At 67.1% G+C, this 20,641-nt stretch carries 18 protein-coding genes; 2 read left to right on the top strand and 16 right to left on the bottom strand.

Going from position 1 to position 20,641, the window contains the following annotated elements:
* Window positions 1-33: 33 nt before the first annotated feature.
* Together NV1_RS09035 and NV1_RS09030 are read right to left on the bottom strand one after the other, a co-directional pair.
* Window positions 34-1,209 carry an amidohydrolase family protein gene (locus tag NV1_RS09035; RefSeq protein WP_067888772.1) on the bottom strand — a complete coding sequence of 392 codons (1,176 nt, stop codon included), beginning with the start codon at window positions 1,207-1,209 and terminating at the stop codon, window positions 34-36.
* 106 nt (window positions 1,210-1,315) lie between these two features.
* Window positions 1,316-2,032 (bottom strand): 3'(2'),5'-bisphosphate nucleotidase CysQ, encoded by a 717-nt coding sequence (locus NV1_RS09030; protein WP_067887849.1) that lies wholly within the window; start codon window positions 2,030-2,032, stop codon window positions 1,316-1,318.
* Window positions 2,033-2,432: 400 nt separating this feature from the next.
* On the opposite strand from NV1_RS09030, the gene NV1_RS44495 reads away from it, so the two are divergent.
* Window positions 2,433-3,089 (top strand): phosphate signaling complex PhoU family protein, encoded by a 657-nt coding sequence (locus tag NV1_RS44495; protein ID WP_067887846.1) that lies wholly within the window; start codon window positions 2,433-2,435, stop codon window positions 3,087-3,089.
* Between the two features lie 112 nt (window positions 3,090-3,201).
* Here the strand turns inward: NV1_RS44495 and NV1_RS09020 are convergent, their stop codons facing one another.
* The 14 genes from NV1_RS09020 to NV1_RS08955 form a co-directional block, all read right to left on the bottom strand.
* Window positions 3,202-4,101 carry an acyl-CoA thioesterase gene (locus tag NV1_RS09020; protein ID WP_084525205.1) on the bottom strand — a complete coding sequence of 300 codons (900 nt, stop codon included), beginning with the start codon at window positions 4,099-4,101 and terminating at the stop codon, window positions 3,202-3,204.
* A 147-nt stretch (window positions 4,102-4,248) separates the two neighbouring features.
* Window positions 4,249-4,836 (bottom strand): carboxymuconolactone decarboxylase family protein, encoded by a 588-nt coding sequence (locus NV1_RS09015; RefSeq protein WP_067887834.1) that lies wholly within the window; start codon window positions 4,834-4,836, stop codon window positions 4,249-4,251.
* Window positions 4,837-4,866: 30 nt separating this feature from the next.
* On the bottom strand, window positions 4,867-5,622 hold the full coding sequence (locus NV1_RS09010) for an SDR family NAD(P)-dependent oxidoreductase (protein ID WP_067887830.1): 756 nt from the start codon (window positions 5,620-5,622) through the stop codon (window positions 4,867-4,869).
* Window positions 5,619-6,446 carry a TauD/TfdA dioxygenase family protein gene (locus tag NV1_RS09005; protein ID WP_067887827.1) on the bottom strand — a complete coding sequence of 276 codons (828 nt, stop codon included), beginning with the start codon at window positions 6,444-6,446 and terminating at the stop codon, window positions 5,619-5,621. Before NV1_RS09005 ends, NV1_RS09010 begins: the two co-directional genes overlap by 4 nt.
* A 41-nt stretch (window positions 6,447-6,487) precedes the next feature.
* Window positions 6,488-7,048 (bottom strand): nuclear transport factor 2 family protein, encoded by a 561-nt coding sequence (locus NV1_RS09000; RefSeq protein WP_067888769.1) that lies wholly within the window; start codon window positions 7,046-7,048, stop codon window positions 6,488-6,490.
* A 32-nt stretch (window positions 7,049-7,080) separates the two neighbouring features.
* Window positions 7,081-7,941, bottom strand: coding sequence for an SDR family NAD(P)-dependent oxidoreductase (locus NV1_RS08995; RefSeq protein ID WP_067887824.1), 861 nt, complete (start codon window positions 7,939-7,941; stop codon window positions 7,081-7,083).
* A gap of 5 nt (window positions 7,942-7,946) precedes the next feature.
* Complete coding sequence (locus NV1_RS08990; protein WP_067887822.1) at window positions 7,947-9,374, bottom strand: aldehyde dehydrogenase family protein; 1,428 nt, start codon at window positions 9,372-9,374, stop codon at window positions 7,947-7,949.
* 24 nt (window positions 9,375-9,398) lie between these two features.
* Complete coding sequence (locus tag NV1_RS08985; RefSeq protein ID WP_067887819.1) at window positions 9,399-11,108, bottom strand: thiamine pyrophosphate-binding protein; 1,710 nt, start codon at window positions 11,106-11,108, stop codon at window positions 9,399-9,401.
* Between the two features lie 19 nt (window positions 11,109-11,127).
* Window positions 11,128-12,084 (bottom strand): SDR family NAD(P)-dependent oxidoreductase, encoded by a 957-nt coding sequence (locus NV1_RS08980; RefSeq protein ID WP_067887817.1) that lies wholly within the window; start codon window positions 12,082-12,084, stop codon window positions 11,128-11,130.
* Window positions 12,085-12,088: 4 nt separating this feature from the next.
* Window positions 12,089-13,918, bottom strand: a complete 1,830-nt coding sequence (locus NV1_RS08975) for a flavin-containing monooxygenase (protein ID WP_067887815.1) — start codon at window positions 13,916-13,918, stop codon at window positions 12,089-12,091.
* Window positions 13,919-13,935: 17 nt separating this feature from the next.
* Window positions 13,936-15,288 (bottom strand): aromatic ring-hydroxylating oxygenase subunit alpha, encoded by a 1,353-nt coding sequence (locus NV1_RS08970; protein ID WP_067887813.1) that lies wholly within the window; start codon window positions 15,286-15,288, stop codon window positions 13,936-13,938.
* Window positions 15,285-16,166 (bottom strand): SDR family NAD(P)-dependent oxidoreductase, encoded by an 882-nt coding sequence (locus tag NV1_RS08965; RefSeq protein ID WP_067888766.1) that lies wholly within the window; start codon window positions 16,164-16,166, stop codon window positions 15,285-15,287. Before NV1_RS08965 ends, NV1_RS08970 begins: the two co-directional genes overlap by 4 nt.
* A gap of 5 nt (window positions 16,167-16,171) precedes the next feature.
* Entirely contained in the window at window positions 16,172-17,764 is a 1,593-nt protein-coding gene (locus NV1_RS08960) for an SMP-30/gluconolactonase/LRE family protein (protein ID WP_373864599.1), read from the bottom strand.
* Between the two features lie 437 nt (window positions 17,765-18,201).
* A complete protein-coding gene (locus tag NV1_RS08955; protein WP_067887809.1) occupies window positions 18,202-19,008 on the bottom strand; it encodes a FadR/GntR family transcriptional regulator in 807 nt (268 codons plus the stop codon).
* Window positions 19,009-19,260: 252 nt separating this feature from the next.
* Here NV1_RS08955 and NV1_RS08950 point away from each other — a divergent pair, with 252 nt between their 5' ends.
* The gene (locus NV1_RS08950) at window positions 19,261-20,430 is read left to right on the top strand and encodes an acyl-CoA dehydrogenase family protein (protein WP_067887806.1); all 1,170 of its coding nucleotides are present in this window, start codon (window positions 19,261-19,263) and stop codon (window positions 20,428-20,430) included.
* Window positions 20,431-20,641 lie beyond the last annotated feature (211 nt).

Here is a 20,641-nt window from a genome sequence, read left to right as displayed (position 1 = left end):
CCGGGGGCGAAGGTCCGCCGTTCCGGGTGCCGGTCAGACGTTCAGCAGCCGGGCGAGGTTGCCGCCCATGATCTTCGACTGGTCCTCGATCGAGAGGTCCTTGATCTCGTCGACGTAGCGGGCTGGTTCGGCCAGGCCCTCCGGATGCGGGTAGTCCGAGCCGAACAGGACGTGGTCCGCGCCGATGAGGCCGGACAGCTCGATCAGGTCCTCTTCCCAGAACGGGCTGACGTAGATGTTCTTTATCATCTCGACCGGGTCGCTGGGGAAGCCCTCGGGGGCCTTCTTGTAGATCGAGGCGAGATCGTCCAGCAGGCCCGGCAGCCAGGCGGCGCCGTTCTCGATGACCGCGATCTTCAGTTCCGGGAACCGGTACAGCGCGCCGTGGCACACCCACGACGCCATCGCGTCGCGGATCGGCTGCCAGGCGTTGACCATCTTGAAGGTGTTGGTGACGAAGGGCAGCATCTCGCGTTGCGTCCCATCCCATTCCGAGGCGTAGCGGGCGTAGCCGCTGTCCGAGGAGTGCATGGTGACCAGTACGTCGAGTTCGACCACGCGCTTCCAGAACGGGTCGAACTCCGGCACCGCGAACGAGCGCGGCCCGCGGAAACCGGGCACCGGCGCGGGGCGGACCAGGATCGCCTTCGCGCCGCGCTCGACGACCCATTCCAGTTCGGCGATGGCCTTCTCCACGATCGGCAGGCTGATCACCGGCACGGTGAAGATCCGGTCCTTGTGATTGAACGACCAGGTTTCGTAGAGCCACTGATTGAGCGAGTGGATGACCGCGTGGATGAGCTCCGGGTCCGCCTTCATGCGCTCCTCGACGAGGCTGGCCAGTGTCGGGAACATCAGCGCTCGATCGATCTGCAACTCGTCCATCACCTTCAGGCGCGCGACCGGATCGCGGAAGGCATCGGTGGAGCGGATCGGCTTGCCGAAGATCTCCCGCATGCTCTTGCCCTCGGGATTGCCGTTCTTGAAGTAGTCCTCCATGGCCCCGGGCGCGGCGACCACGTCGAAGGTCGGATTGGGGATGTACTCGCTGATCTGGCCGAGGATCGCGATCTTGGTGCGGCCGTCCACCTCCACGTACTTGACCGCGTCCTGGTACTGCTTCGGGAGGAACTTGGTCAGCGCCTCCTTGGTCTCGTAGAGGTGGTTGTCGGCATCGAACAGGGGATATGGCAGGTCCCGCTTGGGCATGTAAGTCTCCTTCACGTTTTAGGAGAATTTTATTCTCACGAGAGGGAGGGTGCAATGCCTACAAGGATTGCAAGGAAAGCTGCTCGGTGCCGTCGCGGCGGGACGCTCAGGATGCCGCGCGAAGTACGCCGAGTGCGGCTTCGGCCAGTTCCGGGCGGCAGATGAGCAGGTCGGGCAGGTAGGGGTCGCGGCGGTTGTAGCGCAGGGGTGAGCCGTCGAGGCGGGACACGTGCAGGCCCGCGGAGGCTGCCACCGCCACCGGTGCGCAGGAGTCCCACTCGTACTGGCCGCCGGAGTGCGCGTAGATATCGGCTTCGCCGCGCACCACGGCCATGGCTTTCGCGCCGGCCGAACCCATCGGCAGGGTGGTGGCGTCGAGATGTCTCACCAGGAGGTGGACGCAGGCCGGTGGGCGGGTTCGGGAGACCACGATGCGGATCGGGCCGGCCGTGGCAGGGGGCAGGACCGGGGGTTCTCCGGTGTGCAGGACGAGGCCGGAAGCCGGGAGCGCCACCGCGCCCAGGGCGGCGACGCCGTCGACGGCCAGGGCCACGTGTACGGCCCAGTCCGTGCGGGGTGGCTGGCCGTATTCGCGGGTGCCGTCCAGGGGGTCGATGATCCACACGCGCTCGCGTTCGAGCCGGATCGGGTTGTCCGTGCTCTCCTCGGACAGGACGGCGTCGTCCGGCCGCAATTCGGCCAGCCGCCGCAACAGCAACTCGTTCGACTTCCGATCCCCGGCCGCGCCGCCCTCGTGCCGGATTTCGAGCAGTAACTCACCGGCCTCGGCCGCCAACTGCGCAGCCACACTGTGATCATCCATGCCAGTCATCATTACCTTGGCCGGACCGAGTGCGCCAGAGCCGGCCCGGCCGCCGGAACTTGCGCCGATACCCCGGCCAGGCTGCCCGGTCGGCGTCGGGCCGCGAGCGGGTGCGCGGCGCCTCGGCATCGGACAGCCGCGCCGTCTCCCGCGAGAATCATTCGAAAGTCTTGGCGCCCAGAGGATCCGCAAACGACCGCCGAGCCGCCTCGATGCCCGGCCGAGCTTCATCGTGACCGATGTCCGTAGCGCGCTTCACCTTCCGGAACGACGCTACGACGCTGGTAGCGGACAGCTACGTGGTGGGAATCCGAGGCGCTTATACCGGAAACCGAACGGACCGAGCGGATGGTTTCGTGGAAGTTGTGCATATGCGGGGGGAAACAGCGAAGATTACGGCGTGCGAACTAAATTCGCCGCAGAACTCGCGGCGCTCAGCGAGGAGCTCGGGAGGCTCGCGGAGTTGGCATCCCTGGCATCCGAACGAGCCGCGGTGGGGTTGGCTCGGGCCGACCTGACCGCCGCGTACGAGGCCCTTGCGGCCGATGAAGAACTTCAGACCGGATATGCGGCCTGCGAGAATCGGGCCGTCATTCTGCTCGCACTGGAAGCGCCGGTCGCTCGCGACCTACGTCAAGTGGTCAGCGCCATCCGGATCACCGACGATCTGTCCAGGATCGGCTCACTGATCAGCGGTATCGCCGAGATGGCGGTGCGGTACTTCCCGGAACCGCTGGCGCCGCCGGAGGTGGCCGAACAGCTCACGGCGATCGGCCGCGCGACCGCCGACCTGATCGCGGCGACCAATGCGGCCATCGCCGCGTCTCCGGGCAAGGGGGACGCTCTCGTTCCGCCCGATCCGGAGCTGGCCGAACTGCGTGCCGAGGTGCTGGCCCGGGTCTCGGCGCCGGAATGGCCGCACGGTCACGCCGTGGCGATGGATCTGGCGCTGTTGATCCACCACTACAAGCGCTGCGCCGAGCATTGCGTGCGGATCGGCGGGCTGATCAATTTCTTCCACACCGGCACGCCGCTGTCGTTGGAGGCGGCCGAGTAGCGCAGACCCGAACCCACGCCTTCCCCGTTTCCCCGGGCCCCGATGACGGAACCGTCATCGGGGCCGATGAGTTTCAGGGTGCGGCTCACCGGTGTTGCCGCGGCCCAGGACTTTACAGCAATTCGCCGGTGGAACTGCCGCGTGGCGGGAAGGCGCGCACCATGGCATGGACGCCGTACGAGGCGACGAGGCGGCCGTCCCGGGTGAAGATCTGCCCCTCGCTCTGGGCGTGGCCGCGTCCGGCATAGCTGATGCGGGTGGCGTAGAGGAGCCACTGGGAGACATCGGCATCGTCGTGAAAGGTGATGGTGGCCATGGTGATTCCGGTGGATATGCTCCGATGGGCCATGGCCTCGCCGAATCCCGCGTGCGGGCGCAGGGCGGCGGCGACCGTCCAGTGCGTGGTGGACTGGGTCAGCAGCGCGGCGTGCAGGTAGTCGTGGTCGGGTGCGTCGCGAAATCGCGTCCACACGAACAACTCCGGCGGGCCGATCCGATCGGGGTCCGGATCGTAGGCATCGTCCACCACGCGGATGTCGCGGCCCGCGACCTCGGTCCCCGGTATGTCCATCGACCGCAGGCCATCGGGCGGGTCCACCCGCGGCATCGGGGCGGCCGAACGCACCAGATCGGGCGCGGTCGCGTCGAGCAGGGCGATGCCCGCACAGCACAGCGAATCGTGCTGGCGGATATGGATCTGCCCGGTGCCGAGCGTGCGCCCGGAACGGAGCATATCGACCTCCACCGCCATCGGCTCGGTGTGCTGCGCTACCCGGGAGAAGATCATCGAGACCGAGGTAACCCGTTGTCGCGAAACCTCTTTCGCCGCAGCCACCACCGCGCTGCCGAGCATCTGCCCGGCCTCCACCACATTTCGGATCGTGGGTCCGTGCGCGGGCGCCAGATACCGGCCCGCGCCTTGCGGTTCGACGTTCATCAGGCGTAGGAGCTCGGCCTGGGACCACGCGGGGGCCTCGGGCTCGGTTGCGCCGGGACGGGACTCAACAGTCATGGCAGTCACCGGCCTCGCTCGTCACGGCGTGGATCGGGCGCTGAGATGTCGGCGCGGTGAACGGGCAGCCGCGCCTGTCGCGGGCTGATCGCGTAGGCCGTCGCATGTCGCTCCTCTCGGAGAGAATAACATTCTCCTAAATGGATACTAACCTTTCTGCTGGTTCGGTAGATACTGCCGCAGCGCTTCCTCCGGCTCGACGCCGAAGGAGCGCAGGGCCATGGCGACCATGGCGTAGGTGCCGACGGTGAAGACCAGGTCTATCAGCTGGTGCTCGGCCAGTTCACCTGACAATGTGGCCCAGGTCGAGCCGGCGATGATGCCGTCGGCGAGCAGTTCGTCCACCGCGTCGAGCATCGCTCGTTCGAGCGGCTGCCATTCGGCAGCCGGGGTTGCGGTGCCGATGCGGGCGATCTCCTGCGCCGTCAGGCCCGCGCGCTCACCCAGGATGACGTGCTGTGCCCACTCGTACTCACAATGCCGCAGATATGCCACCCGCAGGACGAGCAGCTCGCGCTGCCGGGCAGTGAGCGAGGTGCCCGAGAGCAGATGACGGTTGAAGGTCAGAAACGGCTGGGCCAGTGCGGGATAGCGCGCCAGAGTGCCGAGCAGATGGGCTCCGCTCTGGTTCTCCTCGGTCGGTCTGTTGCCGATGACCGAGGTGCGGAATCCGTCGACGAATGCGGCCATCTCCGGTGACCAGTCCGGTTTCGGCAGTGGGGATATGCGCGGCATGGTGATGACTCCTGTTGTGGCGGAACGAATTCAGGTGTTGCGGCCGCCGTTGACGCCGATGACCTGCCCGGTGATGTAGCCGGCCTGCTCGCTGACCAGGAACGCGCAGGTGGCGGCGATGTCCTCGGGTTGGCCGATGCGGCCCACCGGCGTCTTGGCCAGTTGCAGATCCATATCGAAAACGCCCTTGCTCAGGGTGTCCCGCATCATGGGCGTCTCGATGAAGCCCGGCGGAATCGTGTTGACGGTGATGCCCTTTCGCCCGAATTCCAGTGCCAGCACCTTGGTGAGCCCGACCACGCCCGCCTTCGAGGACACATACGCGGCCATCCCGGGCACGCCCGAATGCATGCTGGAGGACGAGATGTTCACGATGCGTCCCCACCCGGCGGCGATCATGTCCGGCAGTACCGCCTGGCAGCATTCGAAGGTGCCGGTCAGATTGACCGCGAGCACCCGGTTCCAGGTCTCCGCGGTGACCTCCAGGGAGGGCCCGGCCACGGTGATACCGGCGCTGTTGACCAGGATCCCGGGTGCGCCCAGCTGCTCACGCACCTGTGCGACTCCGGCGTCGATCGCGGCCCGGTCGGTCACGTCGACCTCGTAGCCGGCTGCTCGATACCCGCTGCCCGCAATCGCTTTCGCCTCGGCTCGGGCCGCCTCCCCGTCCCGGTCGAAGATCGCCACCAGCGCGCCGTCGGCGGCCAACTGCCGGGCGATGGCCCCGCCGATTCCGGAGGCTCCACCGGTGATGATGGCCGTGCGCGGGGATTGTGTGCTGCTCACTGGATCGGCTCCTGTCCGATGAGAGTGGATCGGTGCATGCGCCGCGGCAGCGACCGGTCGAATTCACAGGCCCGGTGCACGAGCCCGGTGTTGTCCCAGATGACCAGGTCGCCGACCGACCAGGTGTGCGTGTAGACGCGGTCCGGGGTGGTGGCGCGCTCCTGCAATTCGTCCAGCAACGCCTGACCTCGGTCGGCATCCATGCCGACCACGTGTGCGGCGGAGGCACCGAAAACCAGTGACCTGCGGCCGGATTCGTGCGTCCACACCAGCGGATGCTCCCGATCCGGAAAGCGGGCCCAGTCGGCCTTCTGCTCTGGTGTCGGGTTCGGAAAAGTACGGCTCTGGATTCGGGCCATGCGATGGATCACCCGTAACCCGGCGAACTGTTCCTTCTCCCGCTCGGACAACGCCTCGTAGGCGGCGTAGGTACTGGCGAACGCCGTCTCGCCGCCCTCCTCGGTGATGACGTGCGCGCTCATGATCGAGGCGCGGGCGGGCACCTCGTCCATGGATCCGTCGATATGCCAGTAGTCGTTACTGGGGTAGTACTTCGCATTCGGATTGTCCGGATCGAAGCTGATGATCATGACGTGCTCGTTCGGGAAGTTGGGGAAACGCGCCAGCGGCCCCAGCTTCCGCGAGAACGCCACCTGGGCCTCGTCCCCGGCGTGCAGTTCGGGGAACAGCAGCACGCTGTGCCGTTCCAGGAGTTCGAGACATTGCCCCGGCAGCTCCTCGTCGGTGACCAGCCGCTCGGCGTCCACGCCGAGGATCCTCACCCCGACCGTCTCACTCAATTTCTCGGTGGCGAGTGCGGACATGCGACGCTCCTTCCTGCACAGTCGTGCGTTCGATTCACCGCTCAGGCCGGGATGTTCGGCTCTCGCAGGTTGATCAGTGGCCGTCGGTACGAGGGATCCTCGGTACTGCGTGCGGGTCTGTCGTTCACATGGATGCCGGGGACGTCGGCGAACGGTATCGGCATCGTGGGGACCATCCCGGACCACTCGATCACGTTGGTGCGCAACAGGATTCGCCACCGATTGTCGCGCCGGGCGAGACGGTCCAGATAACGACCGCCCGCGATCCAATTGCTCTCGTCGCGATTTCGCGCGGCGAACAGGTAGTACAGCTCGGAGTGTGCGGTGTCGCCGTCGATGTCCACCGTGAGATTGAGCAAATTGTGCTGTGTCGCAATCTGTCCGGCCTCGTGCATCGCCCTCGACCAGTCGAACAGCTCGACCGGTCCGCCGACGAAATCGCCTGCGGCGATGGTGGCGTCGGGATGGAAGGCGGACAGGAACAGGTCCCGATCGAAGCGATCCATCCCCCGGCTGAAGCGGGTCAGGGCGTCGAGGATGTCCTGCCGGTCCAGCAGCGCCTCGACTCTGGCGAGGGTTTCCGCGTCGAGCGATCCGGTCATCGAGTTCTCCGTAATGCGTTGTGCGGCAACGGTCACACAGGTGACCAGATCGGCTCGCCGCGAGTCGCGCGCAGCGACTCGATCACCGAGCCGTCGATATCGGTGATGCCGTATTCACCGGCGAGTTCGGCGGTGATGTAGGTGCCGCCGGTGCGGGCCAGGACATCCGGATCGGCGGCAAGGGCCGCGATCACGCGGCCCGGGAACTCGGGGGAGCATCCGTTGTGCGGCAGCGTGGCGGGCTGTCCGTCCAGCCCCGGGACGGTCGCCAGATTCCGTTGCGCCCGCTCGGTCCAGGTCAACCCCTGCCACAGCGAGATCGAGGTCACGCCATGCGGTTTCAACTCCACGGCCATGTCCCGGGCCATCCGGTCCGCCGCGGATTTCGCCGTGCCGAAGACGACTCCGTAGGTATAGCTCACCCCGGTGTAGCCCGAGATCGCCACTACCAGACCCGAATTCTGCGGCACCATGATCGCGGCGGCATGCCAGGCCGCCACGAAATTCGACCGCACCCCGACGTCGATCATCTCCCAGTTCGTCAGGGGCTTGTCCCAGAACGGGGCCGGATCGGTGAGGTCCTCCGGCAGCGAGAACGCGTTGTTGACCAGGATGTCCAGGCGTCCGGACCGCCGCCGAACCCGGTCGAACAGGTCCGCCACCTGATCGTCGCGGGCGTGATCCACTCGTACGGCGATGCCTTGCCCGCCCCGCTCGGTACATTCGGCGGCGGTCTCGCCGACCGTGCCCGGCAGCGGATATGAGCCGGGCGTCACCGTCCGGCCGGTCACGTACACCGTGCAACCCTGTTCGGCCAGGGCGAGCGCGATACCTTTCCCGATACCGCGGCTCGCCCCGGTGACGACGGCGACCTTGCCCGACAACGCGCCCATGGGTGCTATGCCTCGGGCTCGTAGCCCAGGATGCCCTTGACCTCCAGGTATTCGTCGAATCCGTATTCGCCCCACTCGCGTCCGTTGCCGCTGCGGCGATATCCGCCGAACGGCGCGCCGAAGTCGACGGCGTCGTTGATCGAGACCCAGCCCGAGCGGATCCGGGCCGCGATCGCGCGGGCGGCGTCGAGATCGGTGCCGGCGACATTGCTTGCCAAGCCGTATACGGTGTCGTTGGCGATGGCCACCGCGTCATCGATATCGGTATAGCCCAGGATCGACTGCACCGGACCGAAGATCTCCTCGCGGGCGATGGTCATATCGTTGGTGACGTTCGCGAAAACCGTCGGCTTGACGAAGAATCCGCGCTCGAGCCCGTCGGGCCGCCCGGTGCCGCCGCTGACCAGCGTGGCCCCCTCGTCGATACCCTTCCGGATCAGGGTCTGGATCTTGTCGAACTGCGCCCGCGACACCACCGGTCCGATGGTGACGTCCTCGGCCGGATCACCGACGGTGATCTGTTCTGCGGCTTTGCGCGCGGCGTCGATCGCCTCGCTCATCCGGTGTGTCGGGACCAGCATTCGCGTTGTGGCACTACAGGTCTGACCGGAGTTCAGCATCATGCCCGTGACCCCCTTGGCCACGTTGGCGGCGAATTCCGCATCGTCGAGGATGAGGTTCGGGCCCTTGCCGCCGAGTTCCTGGGTGACCCGCTTGACGGTGGCCGCGGCATTGCGCGCGATCTCCACGCCCGCGCGGGTGGATCCGGTGAAGGAGATCATATCCACGTCCGGATGCACCGACAGCTGCGTCCCGACGCCCGGCCCGTCACCCTGCACGAGATTGAACACCCCGGCGGGAACGCCTGCCGCATCGAGGATTTCGGTGACGATCTGGGCGTTGAACGGCGACTGCTCGGATGGTTTGAGCACCATCGTGCAGCCGGTCGCCAATGCCGGAAAGAGTTTCACCGCAATCTGATTCAGCGGCCAGTTCCACGGCGTGATCAGCCCGCAGACGCCGATCGGCTCCTTGATCAGCAGGGTCTGCCCGCGCCGTTCGGAGAACGCGAAGCCGGCAAGCACCGAGATCGCCTCGGCGAGATGTCCGGCCGCCAGATCGAGCTGGAAGCCGTTGGCCAGAGCGGCCGGTGCGCCCATCTCCTCGGTGAGCGCCGCGCCCAGATCGCCACGGCGCCCGGCATATTCGCTCTCGATGGCGCGCAGCAGGTCGAGCCGTTCGGACACGCTGGTGGCCGACCAGGCCGGAAAGGCCCGGCGCGCGGCCGCGACCGCCCGGTTCACATCGGCCGCCGAACCGAGCGAGACCCGGCCCGCGACCTCCTCGGTGGCGGGGTTGATCACCTCGAACGCGGCCGGCTCGGCCGGATCGACCCATTCGCCGTCGATATAGAACTTGAAATATTCACGCATGATTCGTTCGCTCTCGTCCCGGTGCTACTGCATACCCTCGGCGTACCAGGTGCGGAATTCGTCGTAGCTGGGCATCTCTTCCGAATTGGCCTTCGGGTCGACCGCGACGTGGATCACGCCGGGCTTACCGCTGGCGTAGGCGCGCTTGATCGCCGGGGCGATGTCCTCGTCGCGCTCGACGTATTCGCCGTAGCAGCCGAATCCCTCGGCGACCTTGTCCAGCCGGGTTCCGGTACTCCAGTGCACGCCCGTCTCCAGCGAACCCTGCCCGAAGGTGCGCTTGTAGACCCCGACCTCGAGGCCCCAGGCGTAGTCCACGCCCACCACGCAGACCAGCGGAAGGTTCAGGCGCGCGGCGGTTTCCAGCTCAGCGATCTGGAACTGGAAGGACGAGTCGCCGGTGACCAGCATGACCGGGCGCTTACCGCCGTCGGCGACCGAGGCCCCGACCGCGTACGGCAGACCAGTGCCCAGATGGCCGAAGTTCTGGTTCCAGATGACGTCGTGCGGTTTGGCCTGCGAATAGGTCCAGCCGAAAATCGTCGTCGCACCGCCGTCGCGGGCCATGATCCCGTCCGCCGGAAAGACCTGGGTGGCCTCCACGATCATCCGCGCCGGATGCACCGGCGACATTCCCGACGGCGCGGATTCGGCGAGTTCGGCCAGTCGCGCGGCATCGCGTTCGATCCACCCCGCCAGTTCCGGCGACGGGCTGCGCGGAGTGTCGCGCAACGCCTCGCTCAGCTGCGGCACGATCGCGCGCAGATCACCGACCAGCGGTACGTCGATCGGCCGGTTCACCCCGATGGCGGCCGGATCCTGTTCCACCAGAATCCATTTCCGATTCGCCTCGCCCGCCACCCAGTGTCGTCCGCGGCCGTAGTGCACCGGTTCACCGAGTTCGGTGCCGATCGCCAGGCACAGATCCGACTGCACGACCGCCTCGACCGCCGAGGGGGAGAAGCCGTACGGGAATGTGCGATCCTCGAGTCCGGCGATGTACGAGGTGCCGCCGGAGGTCTGGATGACCGGTGCGGCAACGAGATCCGCGAGCTCCTTGACCTGCGCGCCGGCCCGCGCGGTATGTACTCCGTGCCCGACCAGCAGTACGGGTTGCTTCGCGGCCCGGATCGCCTCGACGGCCTCGGCGATGCGATCGGGTCCGGCGGTCTGGCCGATCAGCCGGTATGCCTTGGGTGGCAACACCGGTGGGAGGTCCAGCTCCTCGAGGATCACATGCGAGGGGTACTCGATGTACACCGGACCCGGCGTGCCGGACAGCGCTTTGCGCAGACCCTCACGAATGATCTCGTCGGTCTGATCGGCGTATTCGATACTGGCGCTGTACTTCACGGCGTTCTCGACCAGCGCGGCCTGCTGCACGAACTGGATGCGCCCGCGACGCACTCGCTGCTCGGTGATCCGGGAACGCTGGCCGCCCAGGAAGATCACCGGGGAGTTCTCCACCTTGGCGCACATGATCGCACCGGAAAGGTTCGCGATACCCGGGCCGAGCGTGCCGATGCACACCGCGGCCTTTCCGGTCATGCGCGAGACCGCCTCGGCCATCATCCCGGCCGATTCCTCGTGGTGCGGGGCGACCACCGTCCAGCCGCGCTCCTGCGCGCGGTGGAACAGATGTACGAAATTCGGATCCGGAATGCCGAAGATGGTGTTGATCCCCTCGGCCTCGAAGAGGTCGAGAATGCGTTCGTAAACCTTCACTGCTGCCATGCTGTGCCTGCTTCCTTGATCAGGTAGTAGGGGAATTGGTTCCGACCGAAGCCGGGCCGGTATCCGGCCGCGGTTCGGCGGCCATCGCGAAACTTCTGCCGATGTGGTCGGCATGCGCCGACAGCGGTGGGAGAATCCAGGAGTCGTGCGGGTCGCGGATCTCCTGGATGCGGCCGGCCACCTCTTCGACGGTCCAGGACGGCTGGTACACCCCGGGCGTTTCGGCGATGTACGCGCGGGCCACCCGTCCGGCGATCGCGACCAGTAATTCGCCGGTGAGCGAACAGGATTCGTGCGCCAGATAGCCCACCGCGGGCGCGACGAGCTCCGGGCGCATATCCGGATAGGCGGAGGTGTCCAGTCCGGCGGCCATCCGGGTCAGCGCCGAAGGAATGATGACGTTGCTCGTGATGCCCGCGTCGGCGCCCTCCAGCGCGACGACGTTGGACAGTCCGATCACCCCGGCCTTGGACACCGCGTAGTTGGCGACCGATTTATTGCCGTAGATGCCGCCGATCGAGGAGGTGAGCACCACCCGCCCGTATCCGGCCGAGCGCATCACCGGAAAGGCGGCGCGCACAACGTGAAACGCGCCGCGCAGATGCACGTCCACGACCGCCTCGAAATCCTCGTAGCTCAGCTCGGTCAGCGATCCGTAACGGACGTTCCCGGCGTTGTGCACGAGAATGTCCAGGCGGCCGAAATGTTCCAGCGCCGAATCGACGATCGCCCGGCCGCCCTCGGGGGTGGCCACCGATGCGGTACATGCGACGGCGGTCCCGCCGGCCGCGGTGATCTCGCGGACCACCTCGCCGGCCACCCCGTCGTCCGGGGAATCGCCGCGCACACTGGCGCCGGGATCGTTCACCACGACCGATGCGCCCCGCTCGGCGAGCAGCAGTGCGTAGGCGCGGCCGAGACCTCGTCCGGCGCCGGTGATCACGGCCACCCGATCATCGAATCGCAATGCGGACAACGGATTACCCTTCCTTCAGGGACATGCCCGCCAGATCGCCCGCGTCCCGCCAGGACCGCAGCAGTTCCTCGAGTACGTAGAACCCGCCCCAGAACGGATCTCCCAGGAACGAACGGCCGTTCGGCTCGCCCTCGCTGTTGTAGTAACCGGGCGTGCACTCCGTGACGAAGGTGCTGTTGTCCACGGTATTGGCCCGGACCGTTCGGACCCACTCCTGTTCGGCGGCCTCGGTGGGTTCCACGGTCGTGACTCCGCGCGCGGTCGCCTCGGCGATGATGTAGGCGATGTGGTCGGCCTGCTGTTCGAACATCAGCGTCGTGGCCGCGGTGACACCGCCCTGGATGAATCCGGTGAAGTAGATGTTCGGGAAACCGTGTGTGGTCATTCCGTGCAGCGTGCGAAAACCCTTGCCCCAGTGGTCGTACAACGAGCGGCCGTCGCGACCTGTGAACGGTTCGATGTCGTACTGCCGGTCCAGCGAGGTGGTGATCTCGAAGCCGCTGGCCAGGATGATGCAGTCCACCTCGTACTCCACGCCGCCCGCCACGACGCCCTTATCGGTGATCCGCTCCACGCCCTTGCTCGCCGAGACATCCACGAGAGTGACGTTGGGCCGGTTGAAGGTCGGCAGGTAGTCGTCGTTGAACACCGGCCGCTTGCACATGTTGCGGTAGTACGGCTTGAGGATCTCCGCGGTCTCCGGATCGTGCACGGTCTGCTCGATACGCCGGCGCAGCCGTTCCATCGAGCGGTAGTCCTCGATCTCCTTGAGCTCGAGGAATTTCGCCGGATCGGCAAGGGCCGCCCAGCCGTTCGTCTCGTTGAGTTTGGCGGCCAGGTTGCGAGCGACCTCGGTCCAGCCGTCGCAGATCAGGTCGGGCTCGCCGGGGGAGTAGAAGGCGAAGGCGGCGTTGTGGAAGTTGCGCTGACGGTCCGCGCGCCACCCGGGTTGCAGGGATTCCACCCATTCCGGATCGGTCGGGTGGTTGTCCCGCTCGAAGATGTAGGACGGAGTCCGCTGGAAGACCGTCAGATGCTTCGCTCCCGCTGCCAGATGCGGAATCACCTGCACCCCACTGGATCCCGTGCCGATCACGGCGATTCGCTTGTCGCCCAGCTTGTCCAGGCCGCCGTGCAGATTTCCGCCGGTGTACTCGTAGTCCCAGCGCGCGGTGTGGAAGATGTGCCCGTCGAAATCCGCGATTCCGGGAATGCCGGGCAGTTTGGGCCGGTTGTACGGGCCCTGGCACATGACCACGAAGCGGGCCTCGATCGCGTCGCCGCGATTGGTCGTGATCCGCCAGCGCTCGAGTCGAGCGTCCCATTCCAGCGATCGGATCAGGGTGTGGAACAGCGCGTGCTCGTAGAGCCCGAAATGCCGTCCGATGCGCTGGGCGTGTTCATAGCATTCGTCGCCGTGGGAGAATTTCTCCTTCGGCATGTAGCCGGTCTCCTCGAGTAGCGGGAGATAACAGTAGGAATCCGAGTCGACCTGGATTCCCGGGTATCGGTTCCAATACCAGACGCCGCCGAAATCGCCGCCCAGCTCGATGATCCGGAAATCGGAGACCCCGGCCTGCTGCAGCCGGTGCGCGGCGATCAGGCCGGCGAAACCGCCGCCGAGGACCGCCACCTCGATCTCGCCGGAGATCGGCTCGCGCGGCTCGACGGGCATATGCGGATCGCCCTCGTAGAAGTCGGCGAATTCGTTCTCGGCCTCGAGATATTGCTGCTGCCCCTCCGGGCGCAGCCGCTTGTCGCGCTCGGCCAGATACTTCTGCCGGAGGGCTTCCCGGTCGACCTCGGGGGTCTGCGTAGGGGAGCAGTTGTCCATTCGAATTCCTTTATTGCTCAAGCCAGTTCGGTCGGTTCGCCGGTGCCCATGTACGACGCGAGGTTGTGGTGCAGGTTCACGATGGTGCGTTCGCGGTACGGATTCGGCTTGGGACCGGAGAATCCGCGCGATTTCATGCCCTGTTGGACCGCGGCCATATTGTCGAAGTCCTGGGGTAGCACCGTGCGCCAGCCCTCGTCACCGACCGGGGTGTAGATCCATTCGGTCTCCGGTTCCTCGCCGGGCGGAAACAATTCGAACACCGAGGCCTCGAAAATGCATTTGTCCGGGTCGAATCCGTACGGCCGGAATCGGTAACAGAGCATGTTGTTCGGGGCGTGGCCGATCTGGAAATTGGGGAAGATCTGCCAGGAGGTGCCGCTCTTCGCCACGATCTCGGGGTCGATGGTCGGCCAGATCACGCCGCGTTCGGCGTCCTCGCGCCGGCAGGTGTCCAGCCAGTACCGCAGCACCTCACCGGGCGGGGTGCCCTCGGGCAGCTCGTCGGCCAGCCGATTGGCCACCGCCACCATCGATTCGGTGGTGTTGGTGTTGGCGTTCTCCCAGGTGAAATTCTGCAGTTGCGCGGTGGACAGGCGTGCGTCCGCACCACTGCCGATGCGCAATTTGCCCTGGTTCTCCTCCATACCCTTGGGCGCGTCGTAGCCGATATTGCTGTGCTTGCCCTGTGCGCGACCCCAGCCCAGGAAATTGCCGAAATTCATGAATTCCGGATGGGTGTAGGGCACGTGGTAGGTCTCCATGAACGCCTCGAAGGCGACCTTCCAATTGCAGTCGAAGGTCAGCCAGCGCCGCCACCGGTACCGCATATTCTCCAGCTGGAACGGATCCAGCAGGGAGGCAGCGGGTTCCAGATATTCGCGCAGTGACTCCGCCGCCGGGTCCAGGGTGATCCAGATCCACCCGCCCCAGGTGTCCAGGCGGACCTCGTTCAGGCCGTCGTTGCGTTCGGACAGCCCACACGGCCAGTCCCCGCGTTCGGGCACGAAGGTGTTGTTGCCCTGCAGGTCGTAGCGCCAGCCGTGGAATCCGCAGACGAACTGTTTGCGGCTGCCGCGGGCGTCGTGCGCGCCGGGCGGAGTGTCGACCAATCGGCGGCCGCGGTGCGCGCAGACGTTGTGGTACGCGCGAATGGCGTCCTCGGCGGTGCGCACGACGATCACCGAATCGTCGAGGATCTCGTAGGTGAGGAAATCGCCCACCCGGGGCAGCTCCTCCACCCGGCACACCTGCTGCCACACCTTGGCCCACAGCCGATCCCTCTCGGCGCGAGCGTATTCCGGGGAGATGTACGCCTCCACGCCGATCGTCTTCGGGGTGGAGAGGTCGTCGGCTGTCGTCTCGGTCATGGTTCACTCCTGGTGATGGCCGCGCGGAACGATTCGTCCTTCAGGAACAGGGAGGTGTTGTCGGCGCCCAGATGGGTCCACTTGAGATTCAGGCCGCCGTCCACGAGCAGGGTCTGCCCGGTGACGTACCCGGACAGTTCGGAGAGCAGGAACAGGATCGCGCCCGCCTGCTCCTGCGGGGTGCCGCGGCGGCCCATGGCGATGGCGCGGCGGTCGCGTTCGGGATCGGTGTCGACGTAGGTGCCCGAGGCGGGTGTCTCGGTGACGCCCGGCGCGACCGCGTTGACCCGGATGTCGTCCAGCGCGAGTTCGACCGCCAGCGTCCGGGTGGCCGCGACCAGCGCGGCTTTCGCTGTGCCGTAAGCGATGTGGAAGGGCGCGGTGTTCATCCCGCTGATCGAGGAGACCGAGACGATCGAACCGGGCAGGGACCGCGATTTCAGTTCCGCCGCGACGGCCTGGCTGAAGAAGAACATCGTCTCGAGGTTCTGGGTGAACAGCGCCTGCCAGTCCGCGCGGGTCACCCGCGTCGCGGGCATCCACGTGCCGGGCGCGGCTCCGCCGGCGACGTTGACCAGGCCATAGAGCTGCCCCTCGGTCTCGCCGGCACGCCGCATGACCGTGGCGATGCCCTCCTCGGTGGCCGCGTCGGCCACTACCCGAATGACCGGAAGTCCCTCGGCGGCAAGCGGTTCGACGTGTCTCGCGAGGTTCTCCGGGGATCGGCTGACGGCCAGGACGGTGGCTCCGGCGCGGGCGACCGAACGGGTCACCGCGGTGCCGATACCGCCGCCGCCCGCGCCGGAGACGATGACGATGCGGCCGTCGAGGCCGAAGAACTCGTTGGCGGAGAAGGCTTCCCGGATGGAATCGGCCATCGCGATCACTCCGTGCAGCGCAACGCCATGACGCTGCCCTCGGCATCGGCGGACAGGTAGATCGTGCCGTCCGGTCCGGCGGCGATACCCGCGAACGGACCCATCGGGCCGGAGAACGGGGGCGTGCCCAGCAGCGGTTTGGGGACCACTCCCGGAGGTGCGCCCAGCGGCAGGCCGGCGGCGATGGTCTGGCGCTCGCCGGTAACCAGGTCGACGCCGATCAGCGCGTTGAGCCCGACGTCGACGATCAGTAACCGGTTGCCGCGCACCAGGATTCCCTGCGGGGTGTCCAGGCCGTCCACCACAGTGTCCACCCGGGAGCCGATCGAGACGATCCGTCCGGCGCCGGATTCGGATACCAGTGGCGCTCCGTCCGGACCGAAGGCGACGCCCATCGGGTCTCGCAGGCCCGAGGCGAGCACATCGGCCCCGCCGGCCCGGACCGACAGGACCCGGCCGGTGCCGAGTTCCGCGGCGACGACGGTGCGGTCCGGGGTTGCGGCGATGCCGTAGAGCTGATCGAATCCCTCGGCCACCAGCTCGGTCTCGGGCTCGGGGTGCAGCCGGTAGTAGGCGATCTGCCCGCCGGAGGTGGCGCAGAGGAATTCTCCCGGGCCGACGGCGCTGACGCCGCGCACGTACCCCGGGGTTCCGGCACTGAAAAGCGATGCGAGCGTGTGCAGTTCGCCGTCGCGCAGGACGTAGAAGAAGGTGCCGTCGGCGACATAGAGGTTGCCCTGGGCATCGACGGTCAGATCCAGGGGCCACATCAGGCCGCCGTCGAGCATCGTCTTTGTCGCACCGCCGGAGAGGATTTCGGTGATCTCGCCGGAGAAGTGCGAGACGAACAGGCGGTCGCCGACGAATGTGCAGTTGTCCAGGCCGGGTGCGAGCTGGGCCAGGACCCGACGCTCCCCCGTGCGCGGGTCGATGCGCAGTACCTCGCCGGTCTGCACCTGCGTGGAGACGATGCGTCCGGCGGGATCGAATTTGACCGAGTCGGGCGTGCCGAGATCGCCTGCGACACGCTCGGGTTCGCCGCCGTCGGGATCGATGCGCCAGATGTCGTTGGAGCCCATGACCGGGTAGTAGAGGAGGCCGTCGGGGCCGACCTCCATGGCGTTGGGCATCATCAGGTTGTCCTGCAGCACGCGCGGTGCGCTGCCGTCCAGCGGCAATTCCATCAGGCGTCCGCCGATCCGGCATTCGTTGACGAACAGGCGGCCGTTGTGCACGGTGATCCCGTTGGCGCCGGGCAGATCCGCGCGGATCACCCGGGTACTGCCATCGGTATTGCGCACGCTGACCCGCGCGTCCATGTACTCGGTGGCGATGAGGTTGCCGCCGGGATCGAATGCGAGATCGTCGGGGGCGACGATGTCTCCGCCCTTGGCGCTGACGGTTTCGAGATCGCCCGTGGTCACATCGAGGGCGCTGATCTGGCTGCCCGCCACCTGGGCGACGTAGACGCGCCCGTCGGGACCGGTGCGCAATCCGTTGGCGCCGAACAGTCGGCTCGGCGGGGTGAGTCGTCGCAGGCTCCAACCCTCGGCGAGGGTGACCGGAGTGGTGCTGCTGTAGCGCGCCGCCTGATTCACGGCGGGGCCTCCCATGCTGAAGAGAACGTCGGTCTTTGTCCGAAGGTGGCGGCCGACCCGGCCGAATCGGCGGTCGTGACGCACGCCACTTTGCGTGGGGCTACGCTACTTCAATCCTCATAAGGATAGCAATACTTGAAGGGGTGTTTTTCCGGGGCTACACTGCCCGGCGCTGTGGTGGGGATGGAGCCGGGCAGCCTCGTGTGGCGGCGATTGCCGTCATCCGGACCTGCTGCGGCCCACGGTCGATCGGAGGAACGGCCGCGAGCTCGGATATGGGCGCACCGATGCGAACGAGCGGTCGGCCTCCGGGGCCGACGCTTCGGAAATCGAACGACAGACAGTGTCCGGATGAATGGGTTCGCGAGTAGATCGCCGCGGTGGTGAGCCTCGGCGGAGCTGCGTGATTCGTGCCCGTCGAGCGGCCTCGCGTCGGCTCAGACTCGCGGGCCCCGACTCGACTGGATGGCCTGGCGGGCCAGGTCGGAGGTGGCGTTGACGATGCCGTTGTCGAAACGCTCCAGCACCAGGGCCTGAGTGGCGGTGAGGTGGGCGCGGTAGAGGCGCTCGGCGGCCTCGGCGCGGCCCGCGGCGATCTCCTCCAGCAGGCGGCGGTGGGTGCGGACCGACTCCTGGGATTCGGTTTCGGACGGGTATTCGCCGCGTTTGGTGAGCACCTCGGCCCAGGCCTCCTCCTGGGAGGACCACAGCGCGACCAGGCTGCTGACCACGTAGCGGATCGTCGCGTTCGGTGTGAACGAGACGATGAGATCGTGGAAGTCGCGGGCGGTGTGGGTGAAGGGCAGACCCTCGCCGATCAGTTCCGCGGAGGCTTCGATATTGGCCTCGAGCGCGGGGACGATCGCCTCGGCGCGGTCCTCGCGACGGGCGCATTCGGCCGCGCACATCGGTTCCAGCGTGCGCAGCCCGGCGGCCAGGTCGCCGAGGGTGACCCGGGCGCCCTGCAGGGCCAGACCCAGGTGGTACGCGGCGGAGGACTGGTCGGGGCGGTGCACCTCCGCACCGCCGACATTGCCGCGCCGGACCGTCACCAGGCCCTCGGTCTCGAGAATGCGCAGCGCCTCGCGGATCGAGGGGTAGCTCACTCCGAAATCCTGCACCAGTTGGTCCTGGGTGGGCAGGCGGTAATCGTCGTCACCGGACAGGATGCGGTTGCGCAATTCCGCGGCAACGGTCTCCGCGATGCGGCGCTGCGGGATCCGGCCGCGCCGGGCGTTGGTCACGAAGACCGCCCCGTGGTTTCGGCCTCCGCTTCGCTCCGGCGGGTTTGCGGCCCTGGAGGTCTCACCGTTCGGCCCCGTGTCGGGCATTCGTTCCTCGCACCCGCCACGCGTCCGAGCGGCGAGACGGGCCGCGAACCTGGGTGTTGCGCCTGACCTGCCCGTATCGGTGATGTCACGCGTGCGAGTTTACCCAGGGGTTAGTGACCATTCAAATATTGCTATCCTTATGAGGATTGAAGTACTGTCCGGTTCATGGACTTCACGATGGGTGAGGCCGCCGCCGAACTCCGCGGCGAACTGCGTCGGCTGATCGCGGCGGAGGTTCCCTCGGACTTTCTCGGCGCGTTCACCGACGACCCCGCGGATCTCGCAGTCGCCCAGCGCTTTTCCCGCCTGCTCGCCGAACACGGTCTGCTGTGCGCGGCATGGCCGGTCGAATTCGGCGGGCGCGGCGCCTCGATCTGGGAACAGACCGTCGTGCGCGAGGAGATGTGGGCCCATCACGAGCCCCGGGGCGCACAGTACATGGGCGTGAACTGGGTCGGACCGACGATCATGCGGCACGGTACGCCCGAGCAGCAGCACAAACATCTGCCGCCGATCGCGCGCGGCGAGGTTATCTGGTGTCAGGGGTTCAGCGAACCCGATTCCGGTTCGGACCTGGCCTCCCTGCGGACCACCGCGCGCCGGGACGGTGACGGGTGGCGCATCTCCGGGCAGAAGATCTGGACCTCCTACGCCGGTATGGCGCAATGGTGCTTCCTACTCGCGCGCACCTCGAAGGAGGAACGAAAACAGCAGGGGCTCACGGTTTTCCTGCTGCCGATGACCGATCCGGGCATCGAGGTCCGGCCGATCAGGTCGATGCTGGGACCGCATCATCTCAACGAGGTCTTCTTCGACGGCGTACGCGCCACCGAGGCCGATGTGCTCGGCGACGTGGGCGGCGGGTGGCCGGTGGTGCAGGAGGTGCTGTCCTTCGAACGGGTCGGTATCGCCCGTTACGCGCGTTGCGAACGGTTGCTCCAGGCCGCGCCCGAGGTGCTCGGCGAGGACTGGGACGCGCTGCCCGGCGGACTGCGCGGCCGATGGGCGCGCATGCTGACGCACTGCCGGCGCGCCCGCCTGCTGGCGTACCAGGTTGTGTCCCTGCAGGATTCCGGGCAGATCACCCCGGCCGACGCGGCGGCCTACCGGATCGCGGTCACTCGCCTGGACCAGGACAGTGGCGCGGTCCTGACGGAGATCGCCGCCTTCGCCACCGGCGATTCCGCAGCGCGACAACGCTTCCGGCGAGCCGTGGCCGATCATGCCCGCTATGCCCATGCCGCCACCGTTGCCTCCGGCAGCATCGAGATCCAGCGGATTCTGCTGGCGCGTGCGTTGCTGGGGGGCGGCCACGGGAAGCGGAATGCGGCATGAGCGCCGGGGCATGCGACAGCGATTCGTCGGGTCGTGCACGCCGCGATGGTCGTCTGAAGGGAGATCGAGACGCGGCGGATGCCGCTGGGCGGGCGACGCCGGGGCCGCTACCTGTGCACAGGAATGCGGCATGACATCGAAATATCCTGTGGTGGCGGCGCGTACGGTCGTTGCTGGGCAGCACGGGCAGGGAATCGACCGCGCGGCCGGA

The organism is Nocardia vaccinii NBRC 15922 (assembly GCF_001613305.1).
Lineage (GTDB): Bacteria > Actinomycetota > Actinomycetes > Mycobacteriales > Mycobacteriaceae > Nocardia > Nocardia vaccinii.
Note: the sequence above shows the minus strand (reverse complement) of the source record. Positions and strands in the feature narration are given on the sequence as shown.